Source organism: Streptomyces sp. NPDC033178, from assembly GCF_055577685.1.
Genome location: NZ_JBVIPT010000030.1, coordinates 90312 through 104551, shown reverse-complemented (window position 1 = coordinate 104551; position 14240 = coordinate 90312). Strand labels below are relative to the sequence as shown.

At 69.0% G+C, this 14240-nt stretch carries 14 protein-coding genes and 1 pseudogene; 11 read left to right on the top strand and 4 right to left on the bottom strand.

The genetic code is table 11. The annotated features are described in order from the left end of the window. Both ACZ5VQ_RS46005 and ACZ5VQ_RS46000 read right to left on the bottom strand, forming a co-directional pair. The coding region (locus tag ACZ5VQ_RS46005; RefSeq protein WP_469110215.1) for an ABC transporter permease at positions 1-815 on the bottom strand (815 nt) is incomplete at its 3' end. A 5-nt stretch (positions 816-820) separates the two neighbouring features. Continuing rightward, positions 821-1825, bottom strand: a complete 1005-nt coding sequence (locus ACZ5VQ_RS46000) for a substrate-binding domain-containing protein (protein ID WP_469110214.1) — start codon at positions 1823-1825, stop codon at positions 821-823. Positions 1826-2050: 225 nt separating this feature from the next. On the opposite strand from ACZ5VQ_RS46000, the gene ACZ5VQ_RS45995 reads away from it, so the two are divergent. From ACZ5VQ_RS45995 to ACZ5VQ_RS45980, 4 genes and pseudogenes are all read left to right on the top strand, one after another. Then, positions 2051-2452 (top strand): SDR family oxidoreductase, encoded by a 402-nt coding sequence (locus ACZ5VQ_RS45995; RefSeq protein ID WP_469110213.1) that lies wholly within the window; start codon positions 2051-2053, stop codon positions 2450-2452. A gap of 33 nt (positions 2453-2485) precedes the next feature. Further along, on the top strand, positions 2486-3097 hold the full coding sequence (locus tag ACZ5VQ_RS45990; RefSeq protein ID WP_469110212.1) for a TetR/AcrR family transcriptional regulator: 612 nt from the start codon (positions 2486-2488) through the stop codon (positions 3095-3097). 74 nt (positions 3098-3171) lie between these two features. Then, entirely contained in the window at positions 3172-3858 is a 687-nt protein-coding gene (locus ACZ5VQ_RS45985; RefSeq protein ID WP_469110211.1) for a transmembrane-type terpene cyclase, read from the top strand. 330 nt (positions 3859-4188) lie between these two features. After that, positions 4189-4769 (top strand): annotated as a pseudogene (locus tag ACZ5VQ_RS45980) (SDR family NAD(P)-dependent oxidoreductase). A 158-nt stretch (positions 4770-4927) separates the two neighbouring features. Here ACZ5VQ_RS45980 and ACZ5VQ_RS45975 read toward each other — a convergent pair. Next, entirely contained in the window at positions 4928-5668 is a 741-nt protein-coding gene (locus tag ACZ5VQ_RS45975; protein ID WP_469110210.1) for a TetR/AcrR family transcriptional regulator, read from the bottom strand. Between the two features lie 344 nt (positions 5669-6012). Here ACZ5VQ_RS45975 and ACZ5VQ_RS45970 point away from each other — a divergent pair, with 344 nt between their 5' ends. From ACZ5VQ_RS45970 to ACZ5VQ_RS45960, 3 genes are all read left to right on the top strand, one after another. After that, the gene (locus ACZ5VQ_RS45970; protein ID WP_469110209.1) at positions 6013-7125 is read left to right on the top strand and encodes an ABC transporter permease; all 1113 of its coding nucleotides are present in this window, start codon (positions 6013-6015) and stop codon (positions 7123-7125) included. Positions 7126-7163: 38 nt separating this feature from the next. Continuing rightward, a complete protein-coding gene (locus ACZ5VQ_RS45965) occupies positions 7164-8261 on the top strand; it encodes an ABC transporter permease (RefSeq protein WP_469110208.1) in 1098 nt (365 codons plus the stop codon). Between the two features lie 266 nt (positions 8262-8527). After that, complete coding sequence (locus ACZ5VQ_RS45960; RefSeq protein ID WP_469110207.1) at positions 8528-9124, top strand: TetR/AcrR family transcriptional regulator; 597 nt, start codon at positions 8528-8530, stop codon at positions 9122-9124. 108 nt (positions 9125-9232) lie between these two features. On the opposite strand, the gene ACZ5VQ_RS45955 is transcribed toward ACZ5VQ_RS45960, so the two are convergent. Next, the gene (locus ACZ5VQ_RS45955) at positions 9233-9691 is read right to left on the bottom strand and encodes a hypothetical protein (protein WP_469110206.1); all 459 of its coding nucleotides are present in this window, start codon (positions 9689-9691) and stop codon (positions 9233-9235) included. A gap of 492 nt (positions 9692-10183) precedes the next feature. On the opposite strand from ACZ5VQ_RS45955, the gene ACZ5VQ_RS45950 reads away from it, so the two are divergent. From ACZ5VQ_RS45950 to ACZ5VQ_RS45935, 4 genes are read left to right on the top strand one after another with little or no spacing between them, the layout of a single operon-like run. Next, positions 10184-10378 carry a ferredoxin gene (locus ACZ5VQ_RS45950; protein ID WP_469110205.1) on the top strand — a complete coding sequence of 65 codons (195 nt, stop codon included), beginning with the start codon at positions 10184-10186 and terminating at the stop codon, positions 10376-10378. After that, positions 10375-11595, top strand: a complete 1221-nt coding sequence (locus tag ACZ5VQ_RS45945) for an NAD(P)/FAD-dependent oxidoreductase (protein ID WP_469110204.1) — start codon at positions 10375-10377, stop codon at positions 11593-11595. The genes ACZ5VQ_RS45950 and ACZ5VQ_RS45945 overlap by 4 nt, the downstream gene beginning before the upstream one ends. Further along, a complete protein-coding gene (locus ACZ5VQ_RS45940; protein WP_469110203.1) occupies positions 11595-12851 on the top strand; it encodes an NAD(P)-binding domain-containing protein in 1257 nt (418 codons plus the stop codon). Before ACZ5VQ_RS45945 ends, ACZ5VQ_RS45940 begins: the two co-directional genes overlap by 1 nt. Beyond that, the gene (locus ACZ5VQ_RS45935; protein WP_469110202.1) at positions 12848-14062 is read left to right on the top strand and encodes a cytochrome P450; all 1215 of its coding nucleotides are present in this window, start codon (positions 12848-12850) and stop codon (positions 14060-14062) included. The genes ACZ5VQ_RS45940 and ACZ5VQ_RS45935 overlap by 4 nt, the downstream gene beginning before the upstream one ends. Positions 14063-14240 lie beyond the last annotated feature (178 nt).

Sequence of the window (14240 nt, the reverse complement as noted above, 5' to 3'; positions counted from 1 at the left end):
AACGAGAACAGGATGTGCATCCCGACGAACCAGGCACCCGCCCCCACCCCCATGAACAGGGCGATCTTGGTGAAGGTGACCGGCACACCGACCGCGCGGGCCGATTCCTTGTTGCCGCCGGTGGCGAAGATCCAGTTGCCGAACTTGGTGCGTAGCAGCAGCCAGGTCGCCGCCGCCGCGAACACGAACCAGTAGAACACGGTGATCTTCACATCGACGCCGCCGATGCTGATCTCGGAGGCGAAGACCTGCTTGGCCTGGTCGAATCCGTCCATGTCACTGATCGAGTCCGTCGCCACGTTCCCGGTGAAGATCTTCGTGATGGCGAGGTTGGCGCCCTGCAGGATCAGGAACGTGCCCAGCGTGATCAAGAAGCTGGGAAGACCGGTGCGTACCAGCAGATAGCCGTTGAACGCGCCGATCGCCAGAGCGACGACGAGGGCAACGATCACGCCGGTCCATACGTTCATGGAGAGCTGGAAGCTCCACATGCTCGCGGTCAGCGCCGAAGTCGTCACGGCCACACCGGCGGAGAGGTCGAACTCGCCGCCGATCATCAGCAGGGCCACCGGCAGGGCCATGATGCCCATCACCGAGGACTCGTAGAGCACGTTGGCCAGCGAGCCGGCCTCGCGGAACGGGGAGGCGACCGCGAAGAAGAACACGTACACGGCGATCGCCGCGATGAGTGCGCCGATCTCGGGGCGGGCCGCCAGCCTGCGGGACAGGGACCGTTGTGAGGTCCGGCCGTCCTTTGGGGCGGCCGGCGGAGCCGGCGACGAGGAGCTCGTCGCCGGTGCCGTTGCCTGGGACATGGAAATCACCGAGTGCCCTTCGCGGCGAACTTCGCGATGGCTTCGACGTTGGACTTGTCGACGAACGCGGGACCGGTCAGCACCGGCTCCTGGCCGCCACCGCTGAAGTTGCCGTTGGTCTTGTAGAGCCACAGAGAGTCGACCGAGAGGTAGCCCTGCAGATACGGCTGCTGGTCCACGGCGAACTGGATGTCGCCGTCCTCAATGGCCCCCACGAGGTCCTTATTGAGGTCGAAGGTCGCGACCTTGGCCTTGCTGCCCGCGTCACTGGCCGACTGCACGGCGGTCAGCGCGAACGGGGCGCCGAGGGTGACCACGTAGTCGACGGAGGTGTCCTGCTTGAGCTTGGCGGTGATCGTCGACTTCACGGCCGGCATGTTGGTGCCGTTCACGTACAGGTTCGTGGTCTTGCCCTTGAAGGCCTTCTTCACGCCTGCGCAGCGGGCTTCGAGGGCGACGTGGCCCTGCTCCTGGATGACGCAGATGTTGTTCTTGGCGCCGAGTTCGTTGAGCCTTTCGCCGAAGGCCGCGCCGGCGACGGTCTCGTCCTGGCCGAAGTACTCCAGGAGTCCCTGGTCCTTCCAGGCGTCGAGGCCGCCGTTGAAGCCGACGACGGGGATGCCGGCCTTCTTCGCCTTGGCGACCGCGGCCTTCATGGCGTCGGGCTTGGCCAGGGTGACCGCGATGCCGTCGACCTTCTGGTCGATCGCGTTCTGGATGAGGTTGGCCTGCTTGGCGGAGTCCGGGTTGCTGGAGTACACCAGCTCGACGTTGTCCTTGGCGGCGGCGGTCTCCGCACCCTTGCGGATGAGGTCCCAGAAGGTGTCGCCGGGGGCCGCGTGGGTGATCATCGCGACCTTCATGCGGGGGGTGTCGGCCTTGCCGGCAGACGCGTTGCCCGTGTCCTCCTCGGACTGCTTGCCGCCGGAGCCGCTGGAACAACCGGCGGCGAGCAGGGTTCCGGCCAGGACCGTGGCGGTGAGAATTGCGGCTCGGTGGTTTCTGCGCATGTCCCTTGCACCTCGCTGTGCTTGTCGGGGGGTGTCTGTGGTGGGCGGAGCGCGTCCGACGTCGGCGGCTGCCCGAGCGGCGACGCGGTGCGCGAGTGGTGTGTATGTGCCGTGCGTGGCGGCGCGTTCTTCTGCGGCAGTCGTTGGTGTGGACCACCTGCTTAGTGACTGGAGCGCTTTAGTAGCGCGCTCTAGTTGGAGAGACTATGAAGCGGCTCTGCGGGGATGTCAACAGGTTTGTCAGGACGTATCAACAAAGTGTTCGGAATGAAATTGAGTCGCGGATCCGGTCTCGGGGTGAGCGGTACTGACCGTGCGAGTGCTCGTCGAGGTGGGCCGATCGCTCAACGAGTTCCGCGGAGGAGCCCACATCCAGACCGTGATCGACCTCTCCGGCGCCCGCCGGGCCGGCACCCCGACAACATCGCGAGCGCCGCCGTGTTCCTCGCCGGACCGGACTCCGCGTTCATCACCGGGAACGACCTCCTGGTGGACGGTGGAGCGTTCTGGCGCGCGGCGCTGGAGCGCTACAACCGCGACTTGAGCGACCCCTCCGGGTACGGACCCGCGACCGAAGCAGCGCGGGTATGGACCCGCGACCGAGGTAGCGGTACATTCGTACCGTAAGTTCACGGTACGAATGTACGGATAGTTGGCCCGATGGCGACCCACAAGGTGACCGACGGACGCCTCGCGCGCGGCGAGGCCCGCAAGGTGCTGTTGCTCGACGCAGCCGTGCGTGTCGTCGGTGAGCAGGGTGTGGGGGCGCTCACGCATCGAGCGGTCGCCGCCGGTGCTGCCGTGTCGCTCGCATCCGTGACCTATCACTACCCGTCGATCGACGACCTCCGCCGTGCGACCTTCGAGCACGCGGGCTCACGGATCGGGCTGGATTTCCTCGATCTCGTCGTCCAGATCGCCGAGGAACCCGGTGTGCCTCACGCACTCGACGCTCTCCCCGACCTCTGCGGAGACTTCACCGCGCATCTGGTCACCGAGCGCCGGACTGACACGATCGCCGTCTTCGAGATGATCGTTGCGGCGGGGCACGATCCGGAGCTCGGTCCGGTGAAAGGGCTGCTCGATCAGCGACTTGCCCGCCTCCTGATGCCCTATGTCGGCTCGGAGGCGGCCGCGTTGACCGTCACCGCCGCGATGCAGGGGCTCGTACTCTCCGCTCTCTCCTCCGTCGCGCCCGACCGGGCGCGAGATCCGGAGTGGCTGCGCGGCGCGGTGAGTGATCTCATCCGCCGCTACCGACCCACTACTTGACCTGATCCCCGACCTGTCTCGGGTGCCCGGCGCGGCATTGCGCGTGGCGTCCCCTCCTCCGCGGGAGAACCACCATGGAACCGTTCCTCGCCGTCGTCAGCGGCCTGGCCTGGACGATCGTCTACATAGCTGCCATCCGGGTCGGGTTCCGCCACAAGACCTACGCGATACCCATGGCCGCACTCGCCCTCAACCTCGCGTGGGAGACGACATACGCGGTGCGCGACCTGACGGCCGCGGTGTCGCCGCAGGGCGTGATCAACGCCGTCTGGGCGCTCGCCGACCTCGTCATCGTCTACACCTTCTTCGCCTTCGGCCGCGCCGAGTTCCCACGCTTTGTGACCCGGGCGATGTTCGTCGTCTTCGGCGCGGTGGTGTTCGGTGCCTCCTACGCGATGCAGTGGATGTTCATCGCGGAGTACGGCGAACTGGACGCCGCCCGCTACTCAGCCTTCCTCCAGAACCTGCTGATGTCGGGCCTGTTCATCGCGATGTTCGTCGCACGGCGCGGCCTGCGCGGGCAGACCCTCACCATCGCCGTCGCGAAATTCCTCGGCACCCTGGCCCCCACCATTCTGATCGGCGTCATCAGGGACGTACCGTTCATTCTCGGACTCGGCATCCTGTGCGGTGTCTTCGACCTCGTCTACATCGGCCTGGTGGTCTGGGCGAAGCGACACCCGGACGCGTTCGCCGCGGCCGATGCGCCCGTTCCCGGCCCCGTGATCGAGATACCGGGGCAGCGGGCAGCCGCGGCCTGATGGTTCAGACCGTCCGGGCCGTTCCGAGAGATGTGACCATTCAGGCCGTCCGTCTCCGGCGATCCGAGCTGTGAGGCTGACCCGGGCAGCCGATTAAATGGCGCGGTGTGACGTAAAGTGGGTTGAGTGGGGCCTGGGCAGGTCCCCGTCCTCCGGCGCCAGCCGGGTCCGAAGGGCGTCGGGTGCAAGGAGGCATGGCATGACCAAGCAGCTTGACGGGCGACGGGTCGACGTCACCGGTGGCGCCAGCGGCATGGGTGAAGGCATCGTGCGAGCCTTTCCGGGACTGGGGGCGACGGTTGTCTCGCTCGATCTGTCCACCGACAGGGTGTGGAGATCGCCAAGGAGGCCGGCGCTCACTTCGTCTCCTGTGATGTCTCCGACCAGGCATCGGTCGAGCGTGCCTGCGTTGGTGCCGTGGAACACCTGGGCGGACTGGATGTGCTGATTCACGCGGCAGGAATCGCCCCGGGTGGCCGCGCCGAGGAGATCACCCTCGACACGTGGCGGAAGGTCGTCGATGTCAACGCCACCGGCACCTTCCTGACCAACCAGGCAGCCTTCGGCCACCTCAAGGAACAGGGCGGCCGGATCATCAACTTCGCCTCCGCCGCCGGTGTTCAGGGGTACCCGGGCAAGGCGCCTACGCCGCCGCCAAGGGGGCTGTGGTCGCCTGGACGCGGTCCACCGCCGTGGAATGGGGGCCGTACGGCATCACCGTCAACGCCATCGCGCCGGCCATCTGGACCCCCATGTACGACAAGACCCGTGCGGCGATGAGCGCCGGGCAACTCGCTGAACATGACGCCCGGATGGCAAAGGCCGTACCGCTCGAGGCAGGCTCGGTGACGTCGAGCGGGACCTGGTTCCCGTGCTGGCGTTCCTGGCCGACGACGGGGCGCGATTCATGACCGGTCAGGTCTTCCCCGTGGACGGCGGAACTCTGATGATGCGCTGACGCCCCACGAGTTCGGCGGAACGGACGGAGCGTGCGCCGTCCGGCCTCATGTCACAACCGCTCCTCGTGTCCCACCGCTGGGCGGCACCCCGCAGAGCATCCGGTGTCGCGTCAACTCGCTTCCGGCGAAGCCGAACCGCCCTGTCCTGCGAGGATTGCCCGGATGCGCCGCGCCGCTTCGGTGTCGGCCGCCGGCGGTTGTGCCCCGACGGCGGGCTCCGCGGGAATCAGAGTGTCGACGAGGCCGTCGGCCAGGGGCTCCACCGGCTCCTGCACCTGGGCGGCGCTCGACAGGGCGTGCTGGAGCGCGATGAAACCGTGCAGTCCCGCCCAGAGCGTCTGCGTCGCCTGCTCATCGGGCATCGACAGCGGGTATCCGGCCTCCCGGCACCGGGCGAAGGCCTCGCGCATCGAGAGCGAGACGTGCCGGGACGGGTGCAGGTGGAGACGGGCCGTCGGGACGGACGGCTGGCGCACCTCGTACATCAGCCGGTAATGACCGGGGTATTCGCTGGCGAACCGACAGTAGGCATGCGCCTGGGCGCGGAGCGCCTCACGGGCGTCGGCTCCGGTGTCGGCGGCATTCGCGTCGGCCGCGCGCATGCGTGCCGCCAGATCCTCGTACTTGTCCTCCAGGGCGGCCCACACGAGCTCCGCCTTGTCGGAAAAGTGGAGGTAGATGCTCGGGGCCGCCACACCTGCCTCGCGTGCCACGGCGCGCATGGTGAGCTTCTCCACGCCGCCCCACTCGTCGAGCAGCCGCCCCACCGCACGCAGGATCTCCCTGCGTAGCTGTTCTCCCTGTCCGCGAGGGCTTCGTGCCCGCCCCTTGCCTGCTGCCTGCGTGCTCATGCCGGTCCTCTCCTACGTGCAGGTGAGCCTAGTGAAGAGCCTTGTTCGCGGTTCGGGCGCATGCCCGTCCGGCAGGCTCCGCCGACCGAGTGGCTGCCCCTGGTGCGCCTTCGGTCCCACGTTCGCAGTCGGATCGGCTCCCTTGTTCGTGCCCCGGAACCCATGGCTCCGTGCGCCGCCATTTCCTCACCTTAGTTTGTGGCGTGCAGTGACAGAAATGGCACATCGCGCCAAAATGTCGTACGCTCGATGTCTGGACGATCGGTCAGCAGTAGCCAAGATGATCCAGTTGTTGCGTTTGTGTCCGATGTGCAGGCGTGTCGCCGCATTGCGAAGGAGAGTCGATGGAAGCCGAAAAGGCGTCGGGGACGTCCGGTGCCGGTCCGGGGGACGGGCATCAGGGAGGTGGCCCCATGTCGCTGCCGGGCGGCGCCAAGAAGTACGTGTTCATGGTGATGTTCCCGTTCCTGATAGTGATGCTCCTGGTGAGCGCCTACTCCGGTGCCATGCACTCTCCGAGCCCCAAGGACATGCCGGTGGCCGTCGTGGGGCAGGCAGCGCAGGCCGAGAAGCTCGCGTCGAGCCTGGATGCGACGGACGGTTCGCCGCTGGACGTCCGTCTGGTGTCCACAGTGGCCGAGGCCGAGCAGCTGCTGCACGACCGCGAGATCTCCGGCGCGTTCGCCCTGCCGACCAGCGCGGACGGCGACGCCGTCCTCTACACGGCTCAGGCGGCAGGCGCCGCCCAGGCGAGCATGGTCGAGTCGATCTTCCAGCCCGTCGCCGATGCGCAGCACCTCGACATGGACCACAAGGACATAGCGCCGCTGCCCGCCTCCGACGGCATGGGCATCACCATCCTGTTCACCGCTATCGGCTGGATGCTCGCGGGCTATCTGGTGGTCACCGTGGTGACCACCGGGGCCCCCGAACTCGCCTCGCTACGCCGGATGGTGCCGCTGATGGCCGGCTGGGCCGCCCTCATGAGCACCGTGGTGTGGCTGCTCGTCGGACCCGTCATCGGAGCCGTCGACGGTCACGCGTGGGCCCTCCTCGGCCTCGGCTGGCTGTCGGTCTTCTCCGTGGCGATGGCTCAGACCCTGCTCGCGCGGCTCTTCGGGCCGTTGGCCGTAATCCCTGGTCTGGCCATCTTCATGTTCCTCGGCGTGCCGTCCTCCAACATCATGATGTCGATCCACACGGTGCCCGGAATGTTCACGTTCCTGCACCAGGTGCTTCCGCTGTCGGCCGCGGGTGAGGCACTGCGCTCTGTCCTGTACTTCGGGGGCGACGGGGTCGGCGGACATCTCGCGGTGCTGGGCGCCTGGGCCCTGGCCGGGTTGCTGCTGACCGCGGGCATCGACTGGTCGCGCCGCCGGAGGAAGGGACGCGCCGCCGCGGAGACGGAGCGCGTCACGGCCGACTCGGTCTCCTCCGAGGCCCTGGCCTCCGCCTGAACCGCGCCCGTACCCACCCGCCAGTATTTGGAGAGACCGTGACGACCACTCACACACCTGCCGCGGCGCCACCCGCGAAGCAGATATCGAACAAGACGAAATACACCGTCCTGGCCTTGTTCCCCTTCATCATGACCGCCCTCATGGTCGGCATCTTCACCTCGGCCATGCACAAACCGACACCGAACAACCTGCCGGTCGCGGTGGTGAGCAGCAGCACGCAGCAGGCCCAGGGCATGGCCCAGAACCTTGAGAAACAGGCCGGTGAGGCCCTGGACGTGCGGGTCGTCGGCACCGCTGCCGATGCCAGGCAACTCCTGCTCGACCAGGAGATCGGCGGTGCGTACGTGATGCCGTCGGCGCAGAACCAGGACGCCACGCTCTACGTCGCGGGGGCTCAGGGAACCAGCCTCAAGCAGGTGGTGACACAGACGTTCACCGAGGTCGCGGAGCAGCAGCACGTCGAACTGCAGACCAAGGACGTCGCACCGCTGCCCACCCAGGACAGCATGGGCACCACGAGCCTCTACCTGACCATCGGCTGGATCATGGCGGGCTTCGTCTTCGTCGTCATCATGAGCGTCGCGGCCCCGGAACTCCTCCAGGTGCGTCGCCTCGTCCCGGTGCTCGCGGGCTGGGCCGCGCTGATGACCCTGTCCGTCTGGCTCGTGGTGGGCCCGGTCATCGGGGCCTTCGACGGACACGCCCCACAGGTGCTCGGCCTGGGCTGGCTGACGGTCTTCGGTATCGGACTCGGCACCGCCGTCTTCGCGCGTTTCATGGGTCCGCTGGCCGTCATTCCGGCCGTCACGCTCTTCATGTTCCTCGGAGTGCCGGCGTCCGGCGGCGCGCTGACGCCGTACATCGAGTCGGACTTCTTCCAGTTCCTGCACGACGTCCTGCCGGCCCCGGCCGGCGTGGAATCGGTGCGCTCCGTCCTCTACTTCGGCGGGGACGGCGTGGGCGGACATGTGGTGACCCTGCTCGTCTGGGCCGCGGCGGGCCTGGTACTGAACATCGCGGCGCAGCTGTTGAGGGGCCGCGGCAAAAAGCACGGCGGCGGGGCGAAGGAGAAGGACACGTCGCACGCCAGGGGTGCCGAGGCTATGGCCGGCGTCGTCGCGACCGGAAGCTGAACGCTCCGGAACACCGCCGCGTCCTTGGCCTGCTCCGGTTTCCCCGGGACGCGGCGGTGTCCGGACCGCAGGAACGACAGCCACATCACGGGGCCGGCAAACGCGGCTGCGGCTGCCGTCGGCGCGACAGTGCAAACGGCCGCTGCGGATACGCTGACCTTCGGTGACGCGGACGGGACCGCGCCCTGGGCGAGGACGGGAGAACCATGGACGCGGCGCAGTTGCAGCCACGGCGGAAGCCGGAAGGACCTGGCGGCGAGCCGCGCATGGGACGCCCGCCGCTGTCGGAACGGCGCAAGGCTGCCGCCCGGCTGGAGATCGCGAAGGCCGCGGTGGACCTGTTCACCGCCAAGGGCGTCGAGGGAACCTCGGTGGGCGAGATCGCCGAAGCGGTGGGGATTTCGACCAGAACACTGTGGCGCTACTTCCCGTCGAAGGAAGAGTGCGTCGCCCCGCTGCTGGCCTTCGGCGCGGAGCGACTGAGCCGACGGTTGGGCGACTGGGCCGTCGGCCGTCCGCTGATCGAGGCGCTCGACGACGACCTCTGGCTGGGGGACAGCGACCCCAGCACGCTGCGTGTTGTCCTGGACCTGATGCGGCTCACACGTACCGAACCAGGACTGCAGTCCCTGTGGATGCGCAAGACCTTCGACGCGCTGCCGGTGGTGGCGGATGCCTTCGCGGAGCGCGCCGGAAAGCCGGTGGCCGACATGGAGGCACGTGTACAGGCCGGCATGCTGCTCTCCGCGCTGCATCTGGCGCTGCGGGAGTACGCGTGGCGGGAGCCGGGTGAGGAGGGTCCCGAGCTGGACGAGATGCTGCGCGAGGCGGCACGGATCGTCATCCGAGGACTTCCCTTCTGATCCCGTGACAGAGGGCTGCTTTGACCGAGGGCTGCCTTCGCACGTGCTTCACCGTGGCGGGATTTCGGGAAGCCGGCGCGGGGTGCCCGGATACGAACCGGCCGGGTATTACGGCGTACCGCCGCACAGGACGCGTTCCGTGTCGGCGCCGAGTGCGGCCGCCCGTCGCCTCGCGCGCCGCGCACGCGGATCGCGTACCGGGAACACACGGTCCGCCGTCTCCACCAGCCAGCCGCCGTCGGGCCGCCGCCGCACCGCATGCGGCTCCACCGACCCGTGCGCGACGAGCGCGGTGACGTCCCGCATGGAGACGTCGAGCAGATACGCCCGCGCGCCGCGCAGCGCCGCCGCGGCGACCACCGCGGCATGCACCCCGGTCAGCGGGTCGGCCGCCGCGTCCGCCCAGGGCAGTACGGCGCCCTCGTCCCTGACGACCAGGCCGGCCGCGGCTGCGACGTCGTCGCCGAAACCGACCCGGTTGCTCCAGGGCCCCTGCGGCCCCCGGACGCGGCCCAGTCCGGGAGAGCCCCGCTCGGCGGAACATCGGGTGCCGGGACGCCCGGGCACTCTGGAACGGTGATGTCCAGCATCGCGAGTAGCCAAGCCGCGTGCCGTGCCGCCGGATCGGCCGGTGGGAGGGCTGGGGAGTCGGGGCCGTCAGTGATCAGCACAGGAGTCGACCAGCCCCCATCGCAGTGCGGTGGACGCGTCGACAGGCGCACCACAATACGAGATAGGCGGTACGCCACCGGCCGATACGCCAGGTGACGCTGATCGTTCCGCCGGCCCCGGGAACCAACCCCATGCGCAGTTCGGGAAGTTGGAAGTACGCGTCGCTTCGGGCCTCTACCCGGCCTGCGAATGCGGGGATCTCGATGCCCGCACCGTGCAGACGGCAACCCCTGCAGCCTGTGACCTGTATCACTCAGGGGCGGTTCGCTGACCTGGCAAACGAGCAGTACAGTCGGCGCTGAACTTAGTTAGGTGACTGAGGCAACCGCATTGCCCTGTGCTCCTGACCGGCGTCGCCCCTGAAGGGGCTTGACGGAGGTAACCCCAATGGAAATTGCCATCGAGTTCGACAAGTGCTGCGGCGCGGGCCAGTGCGTCCTGGTCGCCCCGGAGGTCTTCGACCAGCGGGACGAAGACGGCATCGTCGTCCTGCTCGACGAGAACCCGCCCGAGGAGCAGTACGAGAACGTGCGCCAGGCCGCCGCCGTCTGCCCCGCGGCCGCGATCGAGGTGCGCGGATGAGCTCCCCGGAACGGATCGCCGTCGTCGGTGCCTCAGCGGCCGGCCTGAGCGTGGTGGAGGGCCTGCGCCGCGCGGGCTACCCGGGCCGGGTGACGCTGATCGGCGAGGAGAAACACCTCCCGTACGACCGGCCGCCGCTGTCCAAGCAGTTGCTCTCCGGTGAGTGGGACGTCGCCCGGCTTCAGCTGCGCGACGGCGAGGCGCTCGAGGCGCTCGACCTGGATCTGCGGCTGGGCGTCGCGGCCGTGGCCCTGGACACCCGCAACCGCGAGGTCGCCCTGGCCGACGGCAGCCGGGTCGGCTACGACGCGCTGGTGGTGGCCACCGGCGCGGCGGCCCGCCGGCTGCCGGGTACCGAGGGCGTGGCCGGAGTGCATGTGCTGCGCACCCTGGAGGATGCCCTCACCTTCCGCGAGGCACTGCGCGCGCGGCCCCGCCTGGCGATCGTGGGATCGGGCTTCGTCGGCGCCGAAGCAGCAGCGGTCGCCCAGGAGTTGGGTGCCGAGGTCACCATGGTCACCGACGTCGCGGTGCCGCTCGCCGACTCGCTCGGCCCCGAACTGGGGCGGATGCTCTCGGAGGTTCACCTCGAACACGGCGTGAGCATCGTGGCGGGAATGCTGGTCAAGGAGATCCTCGCCGAGAACGGCCGGGCCACCGGCGTCCGGCTCGCGGACGGCCGTGTGATCGAGGCGGACGAGGTCCTGGTCGGCATCGGCGCCCGGCCCGGCACCACGTGGCTGGAGGGCAGCGGCATCGCGGTGGGCAACGGGGTGGAGTGCGACTCCACCCTGTACGCCGGGAGCGGGGTCTGGGCGGCCGGAGACGTCGCCAACTGGCTGCACCCGCGCACCGGTGAGCCGACCCGGATCGAGCACCGGACCAACGCCGCCGAACAGGGCCTGGCCGTCGCCCGCAACATCCTGGCCGCGCCCGGCGAGGCGAAGCCCTTCGACCCGGTGCCGTACGTCTGGTCCGACCAGTACGACCTGAAGATCCAGATCTACGGCCGTACGCGCGGCGCGGACGAGGTGCGGGTCGTCGAGGGCGCCGTCGAGGACCGCAAGCTCGTCGCGCTCTACGGCAAGGGCGGCCGGGTCTGCGGCGTGGTCGGCGTCAACCTGCCCCGTGCGACCCGCGGTTACCGCGCGCTGGTCGTCGAAGGCGCCGAGTGGGACCAGGCCGTCGACACCGCTCTCATCGGAAGGACCGCGTGATGACGAACACCCAGGCGCTGAAGGCCGGAGTCGTCGGCCTCGGCATGATCGGCGGGGGAGTCGCCGTCAGCCTCGCCCGCAGCGGGCGTGTCCCGGCCGTCTACGACATCAGGCCGGACGCCTCCGACAAGCTGGACGGCGTACCCGCCCCGCTCGCGTCCCCCGCCGACGTGGCCAAGGCCTCCGACGTGGTGATGGTCGCGGTGGTCAACGCCGCCCAGGCTCGCACGGTGATCGCCGGCGACGGCGGCCTGCTGTCGGGCGCCCACCCGGGCCTGACGATCGTGCTGCAGTCCACCGTCGCGCTGCCCGTCGTCCATGAACTGGCCGAGCTGTGCGCCAAGGAGGAGGTCGGCTTCCTCGACTGCGGCATCACCCCCGGCGACAAGGCCGCCGAGCACGGCATGGTCGCCATCATCGGCGGCGAGCGGTCCGTGGTCGACCACGCCCGGCCCGCCCTGGACGACTGGGCCAAGAAGGTCGTGCACTGCGGCCCGCTGGGCGCCGGAATGGCCACCAAGATCGCCCGCAACGTCGTCACCTACGGAACCTGGCGCACCGTCACCGAGGCCGCCGCGCTGGCCGCCGCCGCGGAGGTCGACCCGGCAAGGCTGGCCGAGGTGATCGACAACGCCGACCCCGAGGGCCGGACCCTGCTCCAACTGCTGCGCATGCGCGGCGCCGACGGCACCCTGCCCGAGCCCATCGCCCGGCAGATCGAGCCGCTCATGACCAAGGACCTGGACGCCGCCCGCGACCTGGCCGCCACCCTCGACGTCGACGTCCCCCTGGTCGACGTCACCCGAGCACAGGCCGAGCACACCCTCGGCCTGGACGCCGAGCCGGCCTCGCCTGCCCCCGACGCGGACCCGCTGCAGCGCGGCCTGGCGATGATGGACAAGGTCTACGGCCCGGGCTTCGCCGCGTCCGTGCCGGAGCAGCTGGACCCGTACACCAACGAAACCGTCCAGCATCTGTTCGGCGACATCTGGAGCCGTCCGGGGCTGTCCGTCCGCGACCGCCGACTGCTGGTGATGGGTGCCACCGCCGCCCTGGGCCGCGCGGACCTGATGCAGATCCAGGTCCAAGGCGCCCTCACCAACCAGGAACTGACGATGGATCAGCTGAGCGAAGCGGTCCTGCACCTCGCCTTCTACGTCGGCTGGGGCAACGCCACTTCCGCCCACCGCGGCATCTCCGCCGCCATCGCCGCACACAGCACCGCCGCACAGAGCACTGCCAAGGAGTCCCGATGAGCGACACCGTAGTGAGCCAGCCGGTCACCCGCGACCCGAGCCGTCCGCTGGACCCGCCCGCGGAGTTCACCCAGCTGCGCGAGGACCAGCCCATCCTCCGGGTTCGCTTCCCCAACGGCACGACCGGCTGGCTCGTCACCCGCTTCGAAGAGGGCAGCCAGGTCTTCAACGACCCGCGGATGAGCGCGAAGCGCGACCGCCACGACACCCCCGAGGGCGAGGAGCCCGAAGATCACGAGAACGCACCCTTCGACGTGGGGTTCGTCTTCATGGACGAGCCCGAACACGGCACCTACCGACGGCTGTTGACGGCCCGCTTCACCCCCAAGGCCGTACAGAACAAGCTCCAGCCGTACCTCGACAAGATCGTCGACGAGCACCTCGACGCGATCGCCGCAGGACCCGAGACCTTCGACTTCGTCCAGGCGATGTCGCTGCCGATCCCCTGTCTGATGATCTGTGAGCTGCTCGGCGTCCCGTACGAGGACCGCGACGGCTTCCACGACGCCACCGTGGACATGATGGACATGGCCAAGACCAAGGAGGAGCGCGACAAGGGCGCGTACTGGCTGGTCGACTACATCACCCACCTCGTGGCGGACAAACGCAGGACCGGCGACACCACCGGCATCCTCGCCGAGCTGATCAACAAGGCCGACGGCGAAGACTCGATCATGACCGAGCGGCAACTGATCGGCCTCGGCGTGCTGCTGCTCTTCGCCGGGCACGACACCACCGCCGCCATGATGGGACTGTCCGCGCTGACCCTGCTCACCCACCCGGAGGAGCGGCAGAAGCTGCTGGACGAGCCCGCGAAGGTGGGGCCCGCGATCGAGGAGCTGATGCGGTACCTGACCATCGTGCAGTTCGGTCTCGGCCGGGTGGCGCTGGAGGACCTGGAGATCGGCGGTGCGCAGATCAAGAAGGGTGAGCTGGTGGTGGTGGCGATGAACGCCGCCAACCGTGACCCCCGCGCCTTCGAGAACCCCGACACCCTCGATATCGACCGCAAGATGGTCCGCCACATGGGCTTCGGTTACGGCGTCCACGCCTGCCTGGGACAGAACGTCGCGCGCGCCGAGCTGAGGACCGTCCTGCCCAAGCTCTTCGCCCGCTTCCCGAACCTGCGGCTCGCCACCCCGCTGGAAGAGGTCCCGATGGACTTCACCGGCACCAACTACGGCGTCCGCAAGCTGATGGTCACCCGCTAAGCGCTCCGCTGGATCTGCGGTTCGTTTGCCGCCGCGGGCCGCCGGGGGCTGGTCGCGCAGTTCCCCGCGCCCCTTACGGGCGCTGTACCGCACCGGACTTCACCGGACCCGCTTGGAACACGATGAGTGGCGGTCCCGTGCCCGATCCGAACAGTCGTGCACGGGACCGCCGTCCACA